17 protein-coding genes are annotated in these 16,916 nt (G+C 69.0%); 5 read left to right on the top strand and 12 right to left on the bottom strand.

What is annotated here, in order from left to right:
- The first annotated feature begins 14 nt into the window (after positions 1 to 14).
- Positions 15 to 1,445: a M1 family metallopeptidase gene (locus ACIOHC_RS12945; protein ID WP_401842711.1), complete on the top strand. Its 1,431-nt coding sequence runs from the start codon at positions 15 to 17 to the stop codon at positions 1,443 to 1,445.
- Positions 1,446 to 1,513: 68 nt separating this feature from the next.
- Here ACIOHC_RS12945 and ACIOHC_RS12940 read toward each other — a convergent pair whose 3' ends face one another.
- The 4 genes from ACIOHC_RS12940 to kdpF are packed head-to-tail and all read right to left on the bottom strand — an operon-like array spanning position 1,514 to position 6,073.
- A complete protein-coding gene (locus tag ACIOHC_RS12940; protein ID WP_401842710.1) occupies positions 1,514 to 2,182 on the bottom strand; it encodes a potassium-transporting ATPase subunit C in 669 nt (222 codons plus the stop codon).
- Between the two features lie 6 nt (positions 2,183 to 2,188).
- A complete protein-coding gene (kdpB, locus tag ACIOHC_RS12935) occupies positions 2,189 to 4,315 on the bottom strand; it encodes a potassium-transporting ATPase subunit KdpB (protein ID WP_351084854.1) in 2,127 nt (708 codons plus the stop codon).
- Positions 4,312 to 5,976 (bottom strand): potassium-transporting ATPase subunit KdpA, encoded by a 1,665-nt coding sequence (gene kdpA / locus ACIOHC_RS12930; protein ID WP_401842707.1) that lies wholly within the window; start codon positions 5,974 to 5,976, stop codon positions 4,312 to 4,314. The genes kdpB and kdpA overlap by 4 nt, the downstream gene beginning before the upstream one ends.
- 7 nt (positions 5,977 to 5,983) lie before the next feature.
- A complete protein-coding gene (gene kdpF / locus ACIOHC_RS12925; protein WP_351084850.1) occupies positions 5,984 to 6,073 on the bottom strand; it encodes a K(+)-transporting ATPase subunit F in 90 nt (29 codons plus the stop codon).
- A gap of 376 nt (positions 6,074 to 6,449) precedes the next feature.
- On the opposite strand from kdpF, the gene ACIOHC_RS12920 reads away from it, so the two are divergent.
- Both ACIOHC_RS12920 and ACIOHC_RS12915 read left to right on the top strand, forming a co-directional pair.
- A complete protein-coding gene (locus ACIOHC_RS12920) occupies positions 6,450 to 7,124 on the top strand; it encodes a HEAT repeat domain-containing protein (RefSeq protein WP_351084848.1) in 675 nt (224 codons plus the stop codon).
- A gap of 3 nt (positions 7,125 to 7,127) precedes the next feature.
- A complete protein-coding gene (locus ACIOHC_RS12915) occupies positions 7,128 to 8,135 on the top strand; it encodes a HEAT repeat domain-containing protein (RefSeq protein WP_351084846.1) in 1,008 nt (335 codons plus the stop codon).
- Positions 8,136 to 8,298: 163 nt separating this feature from the next.
- Here ACIOHC_RS12915 and thrS read toward each other — a convergent pair whose 3' ends face one another.
- The 4 genes from thrS to ACIOHC_RS12895 all read right to left on the bottom strand — a co-directional run bounded on the left by thrS (position 8,299) and on the right by ACIOHC_RS12895 (position 11,939).
- The gene (gene thrS, locus ACIOHC_RS12910) at positions 8,299 to 9,627 is read right to left on the bottom strand and encodes a threonine--tRNA ligase (RefSeq protein WP_351084844.1); all 1,329 of its coding nucleotides are present in this window, start codon (positions 9,625 to 9,627) and stop codon (positions 8,299 to 8,301) included.
- A 419-nt stretch (positions 9,628 to 10,046) separates the two neighbouring features.
- On the bottom strand, positions 10,047 to 10,820 hold the full coding sequence (locus ACIOHC_RS12905) for a DUF3710 domain-containing protein (protein WP_351084841.1): 774 nt from the start codon (positions 10,818 to 10,820) through the stop codon (positions 10,047 to 10,049).
- A gap of 1 nt (position 10,821) precedes the next feature.
- Entirely contained in the window at positions 10,822 to 11,355 is a 534-nt protein-coding gene (dut, locus tag ACIOHC_RS12900) for a dUTP diphosphatase (RefSeq protein ID WP_351084839.1), read from the bottom strand.
- Positions 11,355 to 11,939, bottom strand: coding sequence for a PaaI family thioesterase (locus ACIOHC_RS12895; protein WP_351084837.1), 585 nt, complete (start codon positions 11,937 to 11,939; stop codon positions 11,355 to 11,357). The genes dut and ACIOHC_RS12895 overlap by 1 nt, the downstream gene beginning before the upstream one ends.
- Positions 11,940 to 11,997: 58 nt before the next feature.
- On the opposite strand from ACIOHC_RS12895, the gene ACIOHC_RS12890 reads away from it, so the two are divergent.
- On the top strand, positions 11,998 to 12,453 hold the full coding sequence (locus tag ACIOHC_RS12890; RefSeq protein ID WP_351084835.1) for a DUF3093 domain-containing protein: 456 nt from the start codon (positions 11,998 to 12,000) through the stop codon (positions 12,451 to 12,453).
- Positions 12,454 to 12,707: 254 nt separating this feature from the next.
- On the opposite strand, the gene ACIOHC_RS12885 is transcribed toward ACIOHC_RS12890, so the two are convergent.
- The 4 genes from ACIOHC_RS12885 to ACIOHC_RS12870 form a co-directional block, all read right to left on the bottom strand.
- Positions 12,708 to 13,658 (bottom strand): hypothetical protein, encoded by a 951-nt coding sequence (locus ACIOHC_RS12885; RefSeq protein ID WP_351084832.1) that lies wholly within the window; start codon positions 13,656 to 13,658, stop codon positions 12,708 to 12,710.
- Between the two features lie 11 nt (positions 13,659 to 13,669).
- Positions 13,670 to 13,966: a DUF4193 domain-containing protein gene (locus ACIOHC_RS12880; protein WP_003965732.1), complete on the bottom strand. Its 297-nt coding sequence runs from the start codon at positions 13,964 to 13,966 to the stop codon at positions 13,670 to 13,672.
- Positions 13,967 to 14,370: 404 nt separating this feature from the next.
- Complete coding sequence (locus ACIOHC_RS12875; protein WP_351084830.1) at positions 14,371 to 15,600, bottom strand: ATP-binding protein; 1,230 nt, start codon at positions 15,598 to 15,600, stop codon at positions 14,371 to 14,373.
- A 6-nt stretch (positions 15,601 to 15,606) separates the two neighbouring features.
- Entirely contained in the window at positions 15,607 to 16,260 is a 654-nt protein-coding gene (locus ACIOHC_RS12870) for a response regulator transcription factor (RefSeq protein ID WP_266357093.1), read from the bottom strand.
- A 373-nt stretch (positions 16,261 to 16,633) separates the two neighbouring features.
- On the opposite strand from ACIOHC_RS12870, the gene ACIOHC_RS12865 reads away from it, so the two are divergent.
- Entirely contained in the window at positions 16,634 to 16,807 is a 174-nt protein-coding gene (locus ACIOHC_RS12865) for a hypothetical protein (RefSeq protein WP_351084827.1), read from the top strand.
- Positions 16,808 to 16,916 lie beyond the last annotated feature (109 nt).

Genomic DNA, 16,916 nt, shown 5'->3' with positions numbered 1-16,916 from the left:
CTCAGGAACGAGACATGCGCATACTGCTGAACCGTCGCGGCAGAGCCGCCGTCGCCCTCGTGGCCGCAGTGGTGACCACCGCACTGACCGCCCTCCCCGCCTCGGCCGCCATCGGCGGTCCGGGCGTCGGTGACCCGTACTTCCCCGACGACGGCAACTCCGGCTACGACGTGTCCCACTACGACGTCCGCATCGCCTACGACCCGGCGCGCACCGACCATCTGGACGGCGACACCACCGTCACCGCCCGCGCCCTGACCGGCCTGGACCGGTTCAGCCTGGACCTCAAGGGCTTCACCGTGGCATCGGTCACCGTGAACGGCACCCCGGCGAAGGCTTTCTCCCGGGCCGGCGCCCATGAACTGATCGTCACCCCCGCCCGCCCGGTCGTGAAGGGCACGACGTTCGAGGTCCGGGTGGTGTACGCGGGTGCGCCCGACGCCGAGGGCTGGCACACCCTGAAGACCGGGGGCGCGTACGTGGCGGGCGAACCGCACGCGGCGACCTCCTGGTATCCCGCCAACGACCACCCGTCCGACAAGGCCACCTTCGCCCTCACCGCGACGGTGCCCGACGGCTGGACGGCCGTCGGCAACGGCCTGCCGGGCCCGGTCACCGCGAAGGACGGCAGGAAGACCTTCCGCTGGTTCGAGGACAAGCCGCTGGCGACGTACCTCAGCACGATCGCGATCGACAGGTTCACCGTCCACCGGGGGAAGACGGCCGCCGGAACGCCTGTCATCACGGCGTACAGCCCGGACGCCGTCATCGACCCGGCCGCGGAGGCCGAGCAGACGGACATCCTGGAATTCCTGACCGCGAAGTTCGGCCCGTACCCGTTCTCCTCGGCGGGCGCCATCGTCGTCGGCGCCACGGAGGGATCCACCGGTGGCCCGCTCGCCCTGGAGACGCAGAGCCGCCCCACGTACGGCGGCGGCATGCTCTTCGACGCCTCGGTGGTCCATGAGAACACCCATCAGTGGTTCGGTGACAGCGTCTCGTTCAAGGACTGGCGGGACGGCTGCGCCGCGGAGTGCTTCGCCCAGTACGCCGGGCAGTTGTGGGAGGAGCACAAGGGTGCCGACCTTGATCAGGACTACTACCGTTCCGAGATCGAGGACTACCGCGACGATCCGTCGTTCTGGTCCACCAGGCTCTATGACCCGGGCCCGGGGAAGGAGTTGGATTCCGCGCTGTACTTCAAGGGGTCGCTGATGCTGCATGCCCTGCGGCGCACGGTCGGTGACGAGGCGTTCTTCCGGACGCTCAGGACCTGGACCCGCGACCACGCGTACGGAAACGCCTCGTTCCGGCAGTTCGAGGCGCTGGCGGCGAAGGTGTCGGGGCAGGACCTCAAGGGCTTCTTCGGGGCGTGGGTCGACGGCACGGTGATCCCGCCGGCGAAGTACCTCTACCCGGGAAGCCTGGGCTCGCCGACGGGCTGAACCGGCGTGCGGCGTGCGGCGTGCGGCCAATGGTCCGGGGCCGGCCGCGAAGGCCGGCCCCGGACCTCTCAGGCTCCGCTCACCAACTGCTTGAGAGCGATGTTGAGCTGGAGGACGTTGACCCTCGGTTCCCCCACGAAGCCGAGAATCCGGCCGTCCGTGTGCTGCTCGACGAGCCTCTCCACCTGCGCGACGCCGAGATGGTTCCGCTCGGCGACGCGGCGCACCTGGAGCTGTGCGTACGCCGGGGAGATGGCCGGGTCGAGGCCGGAGCCCGAGGAGGTGACGGCGTCGGCCGGCACGTCGGCGGGGCTGACCGGGTGGCCGGGGACGGAATTGTCCTTGACGACGGCGGCCTTGGCGGCCGTCACCGCGTCGATCAGTTCCTTGCTGTCGCCGGAGCGGTTGGTCGCGCCGGAGAGGATCAGGTTGTACTGGGTGTTGACGCTGTTGGTGCCGAGGCCGTCGGACGGGCGCGGCTGGAACCACCTGAGGTCCGGGGCCGCGGTCTGCTGCCCCTTCTTCAGTGGCAGGTCGTAGCGCTGGCCGATGAGTTCGGAGCCGACGACCTTGCCGTTCGCGGTGATCTCGGAGCCGTTGGCCTTGTCGGGGAAGATGCCCTGGGCGACACCGGTGACGGCGAGCGGGTAGAGCACGCCGCAGACGACGGTGAGGACGAGCAGGGCACGCAGCCCGGCCCACAGCAACCGGGCGGTGTTTGCTACGGAGTTGTTCATGGCAGGTCAGCCGATTCCGGGGATGTGGGAGATGATCAGGTCGATGATCTTGATGCCGATGAACGGGGCGACCAGTCCACCGATTCCGTAGATCCCGAGGTTGCGCCGGAGCATCGAGTCGGCGCTGCTGGGCCGGTAGCGCACGCCCTTCAGGGCGAGCGGCACCAGTGCGACGATGATCAGCGCGTTGAACACGACCGCCGACAGGATCGCGGACTCCGGCGAGGACAGACGCATGATGTTGAGCGTGTCCAGGCCGGGATGGACCACCGCGAACATCGCCGGGATGATCGCGAAGTACTTCGCGACGTCGTTGGCGATCGAGAACGTCGTCAGCGCGCCCCGGGTGATGAGCAGTTGCTTGCCGATCTCGACGATCTCGATCAGCTTGGTGGGGTTGGAGTCCAGGTCCACCATGTTCCCGGCCTCCTTGGCGGCCGAGGTGCCGGTGTTCATGGCCACGCCCACGTCCGCCTGGGCCAGCGCGGGTGCGTCATTGGTCCCGTCGCCCGTCATCGCGACGAGCTTGCCGCCCGCCTGCTCCCGCTTGATGAGGGCCATCTTGTCCTCGGGCGTGGCCTCCGCGAGGAAGTCGTCCACCCCCGCCTCCTCGGCGATGGCCTTCGCCGTCAGCGGGTTGTCGCCCGTGATCATGACCGTCCTGATGCCCATCCGGCGCAGCTCGTCGAACCGCTCCCGCATGCCCTCCTTGACGACGTCCTTGAGGTGGATGACGCCCAGGACCCGGGCGCCCCGCCCGTCCTCCAGCGCCACCAGCAGCGGTGTTCCGCCGGCCTCGGAGATCCGGTCGGTGAGCGTCCGTGCCTCCGGCGAGACGCTGCCGCCGCGCTCCTCGACCCACGCGACGACGGAACCGCTCGCGCCCTTGCGGACCCTGCGTCCGTCGACGTCCACGCCCGACATCCGGGTCTGGGCGGTGAACGCGACCCACTCGGCCTGCCGCAGTTCGCCCTGATGGCGCTCGCGCAGCCCGTACTTCTCCTTGGCGAGCACCACGATCGAGCGGCCCTCGGGCGTCTCGTCGGCCAGTGAGGACAGCTGGGCGGCGTCCGCCAGTTCGGCCTCGGTCGTGCCCCTGACGGGGACGAACTCGGCGGCCTGCCGGTTGCCGAGCGTGATGGTGCCGGTCTTGTCCAGCAGCAGGGTCGAGACATCGCCGGCGGCCTCGACGGCACGCCCCGACATCGCGAGCACATTGCGCTGCACCAGCCGGTCCATCCCGGCGATTCCGATCGCGGAGAGCAGCGCTCCGATGGTCGTCGGGATCAGGCAGACCAGCAGCGCGGTCAGCACGATCATCGACTGCTTCTGGCCCGCGTAGATCGCGAACGGCTGGAGGGTGACGACGGCGAGCAGGAAGACGATGGTGAGGGACGCGAGCAGGATGTTCAGCGCGATCTCGTTGGGCGTCTTCTGCCGGGCCGCCCCCTCCACGAGTGCGATCATCCGGTCGATGAACGTTTCACCCGGCTTGGTGGTGATCTTGACGACGATCCGGTCGGAGAGCACCTTCGTACCACCGGTGACGGCCGAGCGGTCGCCGCCGGACTCCCTGATGACCGGCGCCGATTCACCCGTGATCGCGGACTCGTCGACGCTCGCGACACCGTCGACGACGTCCCCGTCGCCGGGGATGATGTCACCGGCCTCGCAGACCGCCAGATCACCGATGCGCAGTTCGGTGCCGGGGACCCGCTCCTCGTTCGTGCCGATGATCCGCCGGGCGACGGTGTCGGTCTTGGCCCTGCGCAGCGTGTCGGCCTGCGCCTTGCCGCGCCCCTCGGCGACCGCCTCCGCCAGGTTGGCGAAGATCGTGGTCAGCCACAGCCAGGCCGCGATCGCCCAGCCGAACCAGTCGCCGGGGTTCAGGCACGCCAGCACGGTGGTGAACACCGAACCGATCAGCACCACGAACATCACCGGAGACTTGACCATCACCCGGGGGTCGAGCTTGCGTACGGCGTCGGGGAAGGACTTGAGCAGTTGTCCGGGATCGAACAGGCCCCCGCCGACGCGTCCTTCGCTCTGATGAACCGTGGGCGCGTCCTGGTGGGGTGCCCGGGTGGGGGTGACAGTGGACATCGAGTCCTCTTGCTTCGTACGAGTGGTCATGACGCCAGCCCTTCGGCCAGCGGCCCCAGCGCCAGGGCCGGGAAGTAGGTCAGCCCGGTGATGATCAGGATCGTCCCGACCAGCAGCCCGCTGAACAGCGGCTTGTGCGTGCCCAGGGTTCCCACGGTCGCCGGTACGGGCCTCTGCTCGGCGAGCGAGCCGGCCAGCGCCAGCACGAACACCATCGGCAGGAAGCGGCCCAGCAGCATCGCGAGACCGATGGTCGTGTTGAACCACTGCGTGTCGGCGTTCAGCCCGGCGAAGGCCGAACCGTTGTTGTTGGCACCCGAGGTGTACGCGTACAGCACCTCGGAGAATCCATGCGCACCGGAGTTCAGCATGGAGTGCGGCGGGGTGGGCAGGACCAGCGCCGCGGCGGTGAAGCAGAGCACCAGCGCCGGGGTGATCAGGATGTAACAGGCCGCGAGCTTGATCTGCCGGGTGCCGATCTTCTTGCCGAGGTACTCGGGCGTACGGCCGACCATCAGGCCCGCGATGAAGACCGCGATGATCGCCATGATGAGCATGCCGTAGAGGCCGGATCCGACCCCGCCGGGCGCGATCTCGCCGAGCTGCATGCCCAGCATCGCGATGCCCCCGCCGAAGCCCGTGTACGAGGAGTGGAAGGAGTTGACCGCACCCGTGGAGGTGAGCGTCGTGGCCACGGCGAAGATCGACGAGCCGGCGATCCCGAACCGGGTCTCCTTCCCCTCCATGGCTCCGCCCGCGATGTCGAAGGCGGGCCCGTGGTGGCTGAACTCGGTCCACATCATCAGAGTGGTGAAGCCCAGCCAGATGACACCCATCGCCGCCAGGATCGCGTAGCCCTGCTTCAGCGAGCCGACCATCCGGCCGAACGTCCGCGTGAGCGCGAACGGAATGACCAGGATCAGGAAGATCTCGAAGAGGTTGGACAGCCCGTTGGGGTTCTCGAACGGGTGGGACGAGTTGGCGTTGAAGTAGCCGCCGCCGTTCGTACCCAGCTCCTTGATGACCTCCTGCGAGGCCACCGCTCCGCCGTTCCACTGCTGCGAACCGCCCATGAACTGGCCGACCTCATGGATGCCGGAGAGGTTCTGGATGGCACCGCAGGCGACCAGCACCAGCGCGCCGGCCACGGCGATCGGCAGCAGGATCCGGACGGTGCCGCGCACCAGGTCGGACCAGAAGTTGCCCAGTTCACCGGTGCGGGAGCGGGCGAAGCCCCGTACCAGCGCCACCGCGACGGCAATACCGACCGCCGCCGAGACGAAGTTCTGCACCGCGAGGCCGCCGGTCTGGACGACATGGCCCATGGCCTGCTCGCCGTAGTACGACTGCCAGTTGGTGTTCGCGACGAACGAAGCCGCCGTGTTGAAGGCCTGGTCGGGGTCGATCGAGGCGAAGCCGAGCGAACCGGGCAGAGCGCCCTGGAGCCGCTGCAGCAGATAGAGGAAGAGAACACTCACCGCGGAGAAGGCGAGGACCCCGCGCAGGTACGCGGGCCAGCGCATCTGTGCGTCGGGGTTGACGCCTACGGCCTTGTACATCCACTTCTCGACGCGTAGGTGCTTCTGCGAGGAGTAGACGCCGGCCATGTGGTCACCGAGCGGACGGTATGCCAGTGCCAGCGCCACGACGAGCGCGAGAACCTGGAGCGCACCAGCGAGGACGGGGCTCATATCGGGCTCAGAACCTCTCCGGGTACAGAAGGGCGAGGATGAGATAGCCCAGCAGGGCGACGGCCACGACGAGGCCGACGACGTTTTCGGCGGTCACAGCTTGGCCACCCCCTTGGCGACGAGAGCCACCAACGCGAACACCGCGATCGTGGTGACGACGAAGGCCACATCGGCCATCGTGTGCTCCTAGATGAGGTACGGAATCTCTGACCTCCTGAGCAAACCCCGCGTCCCGACCCTCCCGGCCTTGCGTTGATGGCTTCCTTACGGGGAGGGTCGGGCCTTTGACGGCGCACATACGTGCCCTATACGCACCCCATACGCGCCCCTTTGTGCGCCCCGAAGCCGCCATGACGGCCGGCCCCTGGACGCAGCGCCCCGCGCCGAGCACGCCGGCCATCTCCCGGCGGCCCGGCTCCGCTTGACCTTGACACAGTGACAGGGTCTTCACTGCGGCCAAGGAGGTGGCCCTCATGACCCTGCCGAAAGAGGACGCGAACACGATGCGAGCTCTCCAGGGGCTGGAGAACAACAGCTCGTCGGTCCGGTTGCGGGCAGCGCTGGCGGTCGGCACGACCCCGGACCCGGAGTTCATCGGCAAGCTCATCGAGCAATGCGCGATCGAACCCGAGTTCTACGTGCGTGAAATGCTGACGTGGGCACTCACCCGCCACGCGGCGTCGATGACGGTCCCGGTGCTTCTCGACGAAGTCCGCTCGGAACGTGCGCAGGCACGGAGCCAGGCGTTGCACACGCTGTCCAAGATCGGGGATCGGCAAGCATGGCCGGCGATCACACCGGCGCTGCTGTCCGACGCCGACGACGAGGTGGCCCGGAGCGCCTGGCGGGCAGCGGTCGTGCTCGTGCCCGAAGGTGAGGAGCGCGAGTTGGCCGTAGTGTTGGCGACACAGCTCGGGCGCGGCGAACGCGAGACGCAGCTGAGCCTCAGCCGGGCGCTGATCGCGCTCGGGGAGGTGATGTTGCCGGCACTGGGCGCCGCGACGAGGGATCTCGACCCTCGCGTGCGCGCGCACGCGATCGCCACGGAACGGCTGTGGCGCGACCCGAATGCCGGATTCGAGTCCGCGATCGAGGAGGCGAAGCGCATCGTGGCCCTCGGCGGGGCCGGCCAGCAGGAGGGGCAGTAGGCAGTGTTGATCGGTGATGTCGCGCGACGGTCCGGGGTCAGCGCCCGCATGCTCAGGCACTACGAATCGCTCGGCCTGGTGCGGCCGACGGGCCGTACCGGCTCCGGCTATCGGGAGTACTCCAGCGAGAACATCCGGCGAATCTTCCACATCGAGAGCCTGCGGTCATTGGGGCTGTCGCTGCGCGATGTCGGGCGCGCGCTCGACGATCCCGGCTTCGCGCCCGCGGAGCTCGTCGACGACCTCATCCGCCAGGCGCGGGACCGCATCGCAGCAGAGACGGAGCTGCTCACGCGACTCCGTCGGATCGGTGCCGCGGAACCCGCCGGCTGGGAGGACGTCCTCCAGATCGTCGCGCTCCTCCAGGCGTTGGGGTCGAAGAGCGCGGGGGCGCGACAGCGCGCGGCCCTGTCCGCGATCGAGGAAGTTCCCGTGCCGGTGGAGGCACTGGTCGAGGCCGTGCTGAGCGAGTCGGATCCGAACGTCGCCGGAGCCCTGCGTTGGGCTCTGGCACAAGCGGGCGGGGACGGTCCGGCGCTGCTGGCGAAGGGCCTCGGATCACCCGCCGCCGAGGTACGCAAACGTGCCGTCCGGTCCATCGCCGAGATTCCGAACGGTGAGGCGACCGCACTGCTGCAGGACGCTCTCACGAACCCCGACGTCGTGGTCCGCGGGTACGCGGCTCTGGCGCTCGGGGCACGTGGAGCAGCCGACGCGGTCCCGACGCTCATCGAAATGATCGTCGAGGAGAGGAACGACGCCGACGCAGCCGATGCACTGAGCACGCTGGCGAGTGATCGCGCGTTGGCGGATCGGATCGCTACCGGGCTCGTCGACTGCCTCGCCCGCAGCGCCGTCGGATCGTCCGCACGTCGACGGCTGACACAGGCGCTCGCGGAGATCCCGGGGGACGCGGCGTCGCGTGCCCTCGTAGATCTGTCACATGACGAGGACCGTGCCGTTGCGCTTACCGCGGCATACATTCTCAAGCTGCGCACAGCACGACAGTGAATCTCTCCTGAGGTGCTGCGTGCGTGGGGCCCGGTTGTCGCTGGTCACCGCCCGCAGAGTCCCCGCCCGTACCCCGCCCCTGGACACCTGTCCGGCCGAGGGCCGTACGCGCGGTCCGGCGTTCGTCACCCACCGCGGGACCGCACCCGGCACGCGACGCCTGCTATGAGGTGGCATCGACCCACAGGTCGGTGCTGTGGGCCCCGACGAGACCGCTGATGTGGGTGAGTACGTCACTGACCGGCTGCGGGTCGAGTCGGCGTCCGTCACGCAAACGCAGTGCGACGTGATCGTCAGCGGCCTCCTTGGCGCCGATGACGGCTTGGTACGGAACCAGGCGGGCCTCTCGGACACGGGCGCCCAGGCTGCCGCGTTCCGGTCCCGCGATCTCGGCACGCAGTCCGAGGTGGGTACACCGTCGGGCGAGGGCTGCGGCGTTCGGCAGTTCGGTGTCGGAGACCGGGAGAATGACCAGCTGAGTGGGGGCGAGCCAGGCGGGAAAGGCACCGCCGTGCTGTTCGATGAGATGGGCGACGGCTCGCTCCACACTGCCGATGATGCTGCGGTGGACCATGACCGGGCGGTGTCTGGCGCCGTCCGCGCCGATGTAATGCAGATCGAACTGCTCGGGCTGATGGAAGTCGACCTGGACGGTGGACAGGGTGGACTCCCGGCCGGCACCGTCGGTGACCTGGACGTCGATCTTGGGGCCGTAGAACGCGGCCTCACCCTCAGCCGCCTCGTGGGGCAGGCCGGAACGATCGAGGACGTCGGTCAGCAGGGCAGTGGATCGTTGCCACTTCGCGGGCGCGGCAACGTACTTGCCACCGGAGCCCGGGAGGGAGAGACGGTAGCGGGTCGGGGTGATGCCGAGCGCCTCGTACGCCCGGCGGATCATCTCCAGCGCCGCCTGCGCCTCCTCGGCGACCTGGTCCGGGGTGCAGAAGATGTGCGCGTCATTGAGCTGGATGGCCCGCACCCGGGTCAGTCCGCCGAGCACGCCCGAGAGTTCGGAGCGGTACATGCCTCCCAACTCGGCCATGCGCAGGGGCAGCTCGCGGTAGCTGTGGGGGCGGGAGCGGTAGATCACCGCGTGATGGGGGCAGAGGCTCGGCCGCAGGACGACCTGCTCCCCGCCGAGGTCCATCGGGGGGAACATGTCGTCGCCGTAGTGCGCCCAGTGCCCCGAGATCTCGTACAACTCCCGCTTGCCGAGCACCGGTGAGTACACGTGGCGGTAGCCCGCGCGCCGCTCGGCGGCGCGGATGTACTCCTCCAGGGTGTGCCGTACTGCCGCGCCGTCGGGCAGCCAGTACGGCAGGCCCGCGCCGATCAGCGGGTCGGTGTCGAACAGGCCCAGTTCACGGCCGAGCTTGCGGTGGTCATGCATGGCGGTCTCCTCACGGACATCGGGCGAATGACCGCAAGGCGAAGCCCCGGGGCACTCGCCCCGGGGCTTCGGACCAAGACATCTGTCAGCGCGCCGGGACACTCTCCGGCGTCGTCGTCATAGCAGCGCGCTTCATCTGCAGACGTTAGCAGCACGTGGCGAAGTGCACACCGTGATTCCTCGTCATGGCTGCCCGGGTCACTCAGGGGTCGCAGCCCGCCGGGCAGGTCGGGCAATCGGGAAGGAGTACCGGCCGGGCATGTTGAAGTGGTGTCGTACAACCGGTGAGAGGCGGGCGACGTCCTCGTCGCGGACATCGAAGCCGTGGGTTGTCCGGGCCCGCGCATCCACTCACACCGCGGGTGGACCTGGGCACTCGGCGTTTCGGGATCGTCCAGTGGTCCCTTGCGGGCTTGTCCCGGCGATCCCTCCGGACGCCGAAAGGCCGGTGGGCCGCACCCCCTCGAAAGGAAGTACGGCCCATCGGTCTTCAGCCGTGCCGGGCGGCAGCCCGTATCCGCTCAGCGCACCTCGGTGATCTCGGGTCCGCGCTGGAGCTGACCCATGCCACCGGAGAACTTCGAGCCCTCCTGGTTCTCCTGCTGGACGCCCTCGGGCACCATCTGGGCGTCGTTGGGGAGCTTGAGGACGATCGGATCGCGCGGCGCCATCGGGCCCTCGCCTCGGACGACCACGGTGTCCCGGAAGATCGTCTCCAGCAGCCCCGCAGCCTCCGGCTGCACGGCACCCTGGCCGGAGATCACTCCGCGCAGGAACCAGCGCGGCCCGTCGACGCCGACGAAGCGCACCAACTGCACACCGTTCGTCCCGTCGGGGAGCTGTACGGGGACCTGGGCGCGCAGCTCCCAGCCCAGCGGACCCTCGACCTCGTCGATGATCCCACCCTGCTGGGTGATGCCGGAGGCGATCTCCTCGCGGACCTCGCCCCAGATGCCCTCCTTCTTGGGCGCGGCGAAGGCCTGCAGCTGAATGGCACTGTCGTGCAGCACCACGGTCGCGGCCACGATCGCGTCACCGGCGACCTCGACCCGCAGCTCCATGCCCTCGACGCCGGGCACGAACACGCCGCCCAGGTCGACCCGGCCCTCGCCGGGCTGGGAGACCTCGGTGATGTCCCACGGTCCGTCCGGCCGCGGCGCCGGCGGGAGATTCACCCGACGCGAGCCGCTGTCGGCCCCGTCGCCGTCATCGAGCTCGTCGACGACCTGCTCGGCCTCGCGCGCTTCGTCCGCCACGTCATCGGCGGAACCACTCTTCTTGCGACGTCCGAACACGTCACTGTCCTTCCCGGTCGGGTACGACCGAAGCGTAGCTGTTCCCGCCCTGGGTAATCCCGCCCCTGACGCCACCAACATCACCGGAAGCGTGCCCTCCGGTGGATCCGAAGCCTCCCTCGCCGCGAGCCGAGCCGGGCAGCTCGGCCACTTCGTGGAAGCGCACCTTCTCGACCTGCTGTACGACCAGTTGGGCAATCCGGTCGAACCGCTCGAACCGCACGGGCTCCCGCGGGTCGAGGTTGATGACGATCACCTTGATCTCTCCACGGTACCCGGCATCAACCGTCCCCGGGGCATTGACGAGAGCGACTCCGCAGCGTGCGGCGAGGCCGGACCGCGGGTGCACGAACGCCGCATACCCGTCGGGCAGCGCGATCGACACCCCGGTGGGGAGAACCGCCCGCTCGCCCGGGGCCAGTTCGGCGGCCTCGGTGGTCACCAGATCGACCCCGGCGTCGCCGGGGTGCCCATAGGCCGGAATCGGCACGTCCGGGTCGACCCGGCGGATCAGTACGTCCACGGGATGGCGCATCAGGGGTTCACCTCGAACGCGCGGGCTCGCCTGACCTGGTCCGGATCTGCCATCGCGGCCCGGATCTCGGCCGGGCGGCCGTTGTCGATGAAGTGGTCGACCTTCACCTCGATGAAGAGGGCCTCGGCACGGACCGCCACGGGCCCGTCCGGGCCGCCGATCCGGCCCGTCGCCCGGGAGTAGATCTTCCGGCCGTGCACCGCGGTGATCTCGGCGTCGAGGTACAGCACGGTGTCCACCGGCACCGGGGCGACGAAGTCGGTCTCCAGCCGTCCGGTCACGGCGATCACCCGCAGCAGCCAGTTCAGCGAGCCGAGCGTCTCGTCCAGCGCGGTCGCCAGAATGCCACCGTGTGCGAGGCCCGGGGCGCCCTGGTGGGCGGCCTTCACGGTGAACTCGGCGGTGACTCTGACACCCTCGCCGGCCCGTGCCTGGAGGTGCAGCCCGTGGGGCTGTCCCTCGCCGCAGCCGAAACAGTGTTCGTAGTGCGCGCCGAGGAGTTCGCCGGGAGCCGGGGCGTCGGGATGCCGGACCGGTTTCACCGCGTCGGCCGGGGGCTTCAGAGCCGCAGATGTTCCACTCACACGCGCAGACCTTACCCGCGCGGCCACCCGCAGGTCGCACCGTGCCAAGCTTGGGTTCATGCAGCCTTCCACCCCGCCTTTCGACGAACGACTGACCGCACCCCGTTCGTGGTGGTTCATCGCGTTCCTGGTCGGCATCGCCTGTGCCCTGATGCTGCTGCCGCTCGGCAGCCTGCCGCTGTTGGCCGGCCTGGTGGGCGGCACGGCGCTCTCGGCGGTCGCGGTCAGCTCCTACGGTTCGACCAGGATCCGGGTCGTAGCGGGCGCCCTGGTGGCCGGTGACGCGCGCATTCCGGTGTCGGCGCTCGGTGAGGCCGAAGCGCTGGACGCGGAGGAGGCGCGTGCGTGGCGCTCGTACAAGGCGGACACCCGCGCGTTCATGCTGCTGCGCAGCTACATCCCGACGGCGGTACGGGTGGAGGTCACCGACCCGCAGGACCCGACGCCGTACGTCTATCTGTCGACCCGCGAGCCGCAGGCCCTGGTCGCCGCGCTCAGCGCGGTACGGACCTGAAAGGCGCACCGCGACACGGGCCGGGCATTGCGGCACGGCCCGGAGAGGCGTGCTCGCAAAACCACCACCTGCCCTGCGAGGCCACCCGACGCACACCCCGGCGGCGTGGCCGCAGTGACCTGGTCCCGGGTTCTTCGCGATCCGGGCCGTCTTCGTTCTTCCATGTACCCGACAGGAGCCTTCGCGGCCTCCCCGGGGGCTTCGTCGGCCTCCAGCAGGTCCTGACCCGCCGGACCTGATCCGAACGAGAGGCCCTAACTCCCCGGCTCGCCCGGCCGCCCCTTGTACGGGCCGCCCGGATCCATCGGTGGCAGCTCCGAAAGCCGGTCCCAGGGGATCCGGCGCTTGCGCAGGTCCTTCCTGACCCGCTCGGCGAGCTTTCTGGTGTCGCGCCGGTTCACCATCGCGCCGACGGCGGCGCCGATCATGAACGGGACGAGATTCGGCAGGTTGCGCACTGTGCGCTTCATGATCTGCTGGCGCAGCTCGCGCTTCATCTGGCCACCCAGCGCAGCGTTGACCGTCGCGGGATGGGCGACATCGATACCGCGCTCCTCCGTCCAGGACGTCAGGTAGGCGGTGGAACGCTGGGTGAGCCCGCCCGGCGGGCGCAGCCCGTAGACCTCGTGCAGCTCGGCGACGAGCTTCATCTCGATCGCGGCCACACCGGTGATCTCCGCCGTCAGCTCGGCGAGCAGGGCGGGCGGCACGGGCATCATGGCCGCCGCGCCGATACCTGCGCCGACGGCGGCGGTGGCCTTGCTCGCCCCCGCGATGAGCTTGTCGGCGAGCTCCTCGGGCCCGAGGCCCGGGAACTGCTTGCGCAGGGTGGCGAGGTCACGCACAGGGACGCGGGGAGCCGTTTCGATGATCAGGTCGGCGATATGACCGATCGCGGCCCTGATGCTCTCCCCGCCCTTGCGTACTCCCCGTTTCACCGAACCCAGACGGCCTGCCCCGGTCATGGGCTCCGTCCTGTCGACCTGTCCGGCCCCATCGGCCGTGTCGACTCCCTCGGCTGCCGTGACCACTTCGAGCGAGGCCGACCGGCCTCGCTCGTCGTCCCGCACACCCGTGGAGGGTGGCAGGGCGGACCACTCGGCAGGCGCTGCAACGCCTTCTGCCGGGCCTGTACCGCCCTGATTCGCCTCCGACGACCTCTTGCGCCGAAAGCGTCGCTTCCGGAACGGTGTGTCGCCTGCCACGGCCGCTCGACCTAGTCGCAGTCGCGGCAGATCGGCTGGCCGTTCTTCTCGCGTGCCAACTGGCTCCTGTGGTGCACGAGGAAGCAGCTCATGCACGTGAACTCGTCGGCTTGCTTGGGCAGGACCCTCACGGCCAGTTCTTCGTTGGACAGGTCTGCGCCGGGCAGCTCCAGCCCTTCGGCCGCGTCGAACTCGTCGACGTCGACGGCGGACGCCGTCTTGTCGCTCCGGCGGGCCTTCAGCTCTTCAAGGCTGTCCTGGTCGACGTCGTCATCGGTCTTGCGTGGGGTGTCGTAATCCGTTGCCATGTCGCTCTCCCCCTCTGGGTGTCTGCGGTGTCTCAGCGCACGTAACGCGTGAGAGGCCGGACTTGTGCCCGACCCGAGGCGGAGATTTTGCCTCACATCAAGGTCTGTTACTCAATCGACACCCAAAAGGACCGCTCGGGAGTGGTCGGCTTGGGTGGCGATGGGGACCGTACACGGTCCCGGTGTCGTGCTCCACGGGCGCCACCCCGTGTACTTCCCGTGATATCGGGCCCCGAAAACCCCGACTTTTGCGGGTTTTCCGGTGACGACCCCGATCACGGAGCGTTGACGTCCCGATATTCGCTTCTGTGATCGATCACACACGGCCGCTCCGGATCCAGGTCCCGAAAATTCCGCTCAAAGCGAACAAATTCCTGCGTGTGCGGATCGCTCCGCCCAGCCTCTCAGACCGGCAGTGAGACACGCATCACAAGACCACCCCCCTCGCGGGGTTCCGCGACGATCCGGCCACCGTGAGCGCGCGCCACGGACCGCGCGATCGACAGTCCGAGCCCCACCCCCTTGTCGCTGCCCGTTCGCTCCGTACGCAGCCGCCTGAAGGGCTCGAAGAGGTTGTCGATCTCGTACGCGGGAACCACGGGGCCCGTGTTCGAGACCACCAGCAGGGCATGGCCCGACTGCAGCTCGGTGCTGACCTCCACCCAGCCCTGCTCGGGGATGTTGTAGCGCACGGCGTTCTGTACGAGGTTCAGCGCGATCCGCTCCAGCAGGACGCCATTGCCCTGGATCACGGCGGGGGCCAGCTCGGCACGGATCTCCACGCCCCGTTCCTCCGCCTCGCCACGCGTCTGATCGATCGCGCGCGAGGCCACCTCGGAGAGGTCGACCGGTTTGCGCTCGACGATCTGGTTGTCGCTGCGGGCGAGCAGCAGCAGTCCCTCGACCAGCTGCTCACTGCGCTCATTGGTGGCCAGCAGAGTCTTGCCCAGCTGTTTCAGCTCGGGCGGGGCCTGCGGATCGGAGAGATGGACCTCCAGCAGCGTCCGGTTGATCGCGAGCGGGGTCCGCAGCTCGTGCGACGCGTTCCCGACGAACCGCTGCTGGGCGGTGAAGGCCCGCTCCAGGCGGTCCAGCATCTCGTCGAAGGTGTCGGCGAGCTCCTTCAGCTCGTCGTCCGGGCCGTCCAGCTCGATCCGGCGGGACAGATCCGTTCCGGCCACCCGGCGGGCGGTGCGGGTGATCCGGCCCAGTGGTGAGAGCACCCGGCCCGCCATGGCGTAGCCGAAGGCGAAGGCGATGACGCTGAGACCGACCAGGGCCAGCAGCGATCGGTTCAGCAGGGTGTCCAGCGCCTGCTGGCGCTGATGGTTGACGCAGGAGTTCATCGCCGCGTTGAAGGCGTCCGGCGTCGACTTGTCGTTGAAGTTGCACACGTCACTGGTGACCTGACCGCTCACGATCTTGAACGGCAGCTCGCTGCCCACGTGCAGGGCCTGCGCGGCCAGCATGTAGATGATCGACAGCAGCAGGATGCCCGCGATCAGGAACATGCCGCCGTACAGCAGCGTGAGCCTTATCCGGATGGTCGGCCGCAGCCAGTAGGGCGGCTCCTGCTGTTTGGGCTCCCAGGTGGGCTTCGGAGGCGCCGTCGGCGGCACGGGGACGGAGGGCATCGGCCGTCAGATCCGGTAGCCGGAGCCGGGCACGGTGACGATCACGGGCGGCTCGCCGAGTTTGCGGCGCAGCGTCATGACCGTCACCCGGACGACATTGGTGAACGGGTCGGTGTTCTCGTCCCAGGCCTTCTCCAGCAGCTGCTCGGCCGAGACGACCGCGCCTTCGCTGCGCATCAGGACCTCCAGCACGGCGAACTCCTTCGGCGCGAGCTGGATCTCGGCCTCGCCCCGGAAGACCTCGCGTCGATTGGGGTCGAGCTTGATGCCCGCGCGCTCCAGGACGGGCGGCAGCGCCACCGTCGTACGCCGACCCAGGGCCCGCACCCGAGCCGTGAGCTCGCTGAAGGCGAACGGCTTGGGCAGATAGTCGTCGGCGCCCAGTTCCAGGCCCTCCACCCGGTCACTGACGTCACCGGACGCGGTGAGCATGAGCACCCGGGTGGGCATGCCCAGCTCGACGATCCGGCGGCAGACGTCGTCGCCGTGCACCAGAGGGAGGTCCCGGTCCAGCACCACGACGTCGTAGTCGTTGACCTCGACGCGTTCCAGGGCCGCGGCACCGTCGTACACGACATCGACGGCCATGGCCTCACGGCGCAGCCCGGTGGCCACCGCATCGGCGAGCAGCTGCTCGTCCTCCACGACGAGTACGCGCACGGCGCTGTCCTTCCTTAGAAAAATCAGACGGAAAATTCAGAGCGTCCCGATGTACTCACGGTCCGTGATGTGGGCCGCTCATCGGTGATGCCCTGTGCTGCTCCATCCTGCCCGCAACGCGCATAAACCGGCGGTAAGACGGCGCTGGCCCACCCCGGGCTCCGGGGAATGCGCCGGATTTCCCGGTCAGTTGAGGTTTCTCTGAGCTTGAGGCCGGGGAGGACGCATTCACACCCGCGATCACGCCTTGAATGTGGCGTACCACTGGCCGCTCCGTCCCCGGAGAGCGCGTGATCACCCGCCCTACCGCCTCCGCGCGGAGGGAAACCCGGGCACACCCCCGTGCCACCGACCCACGATGAGGGGGCGCATTATGGACGCTTTCACCGCAGGTCTGCTGCAACGAATCAGGGCAACCGAGTCCGACCTCACGAAAGCGCGCGAGACGGGCGACGACTTCCTCGCGGATGTCGAGCAGGGCGAGCTGGACGACCTGCACCGCCTCGCCGCCGAGCACGGCGTCGAAATCGGCGCCACCAGCATCTGAGCCGCGCGGGAAGGGCCCCTGACGCCCGCCTTGAACCCCACCATGGGCCCAAGCCACCCCCCCTCAGCCCACCGACGCCGCTCGGTATTGATGCCCCCGGGCCACAACA

The sequence above is a fragment of the Streptomyces sp. NPDC088252 genome (genome assembly GCF_044740965.1).
GTDB lineage: Bacteria > Actinomycetota > Actinomycetes > Streptomycetales > Streptomycetaceae > Streptomyces.
Note: the sequence above shows the minus strand (reverse complement) of the source record. Positions and strands in the feature narration are given on the sequence as shown.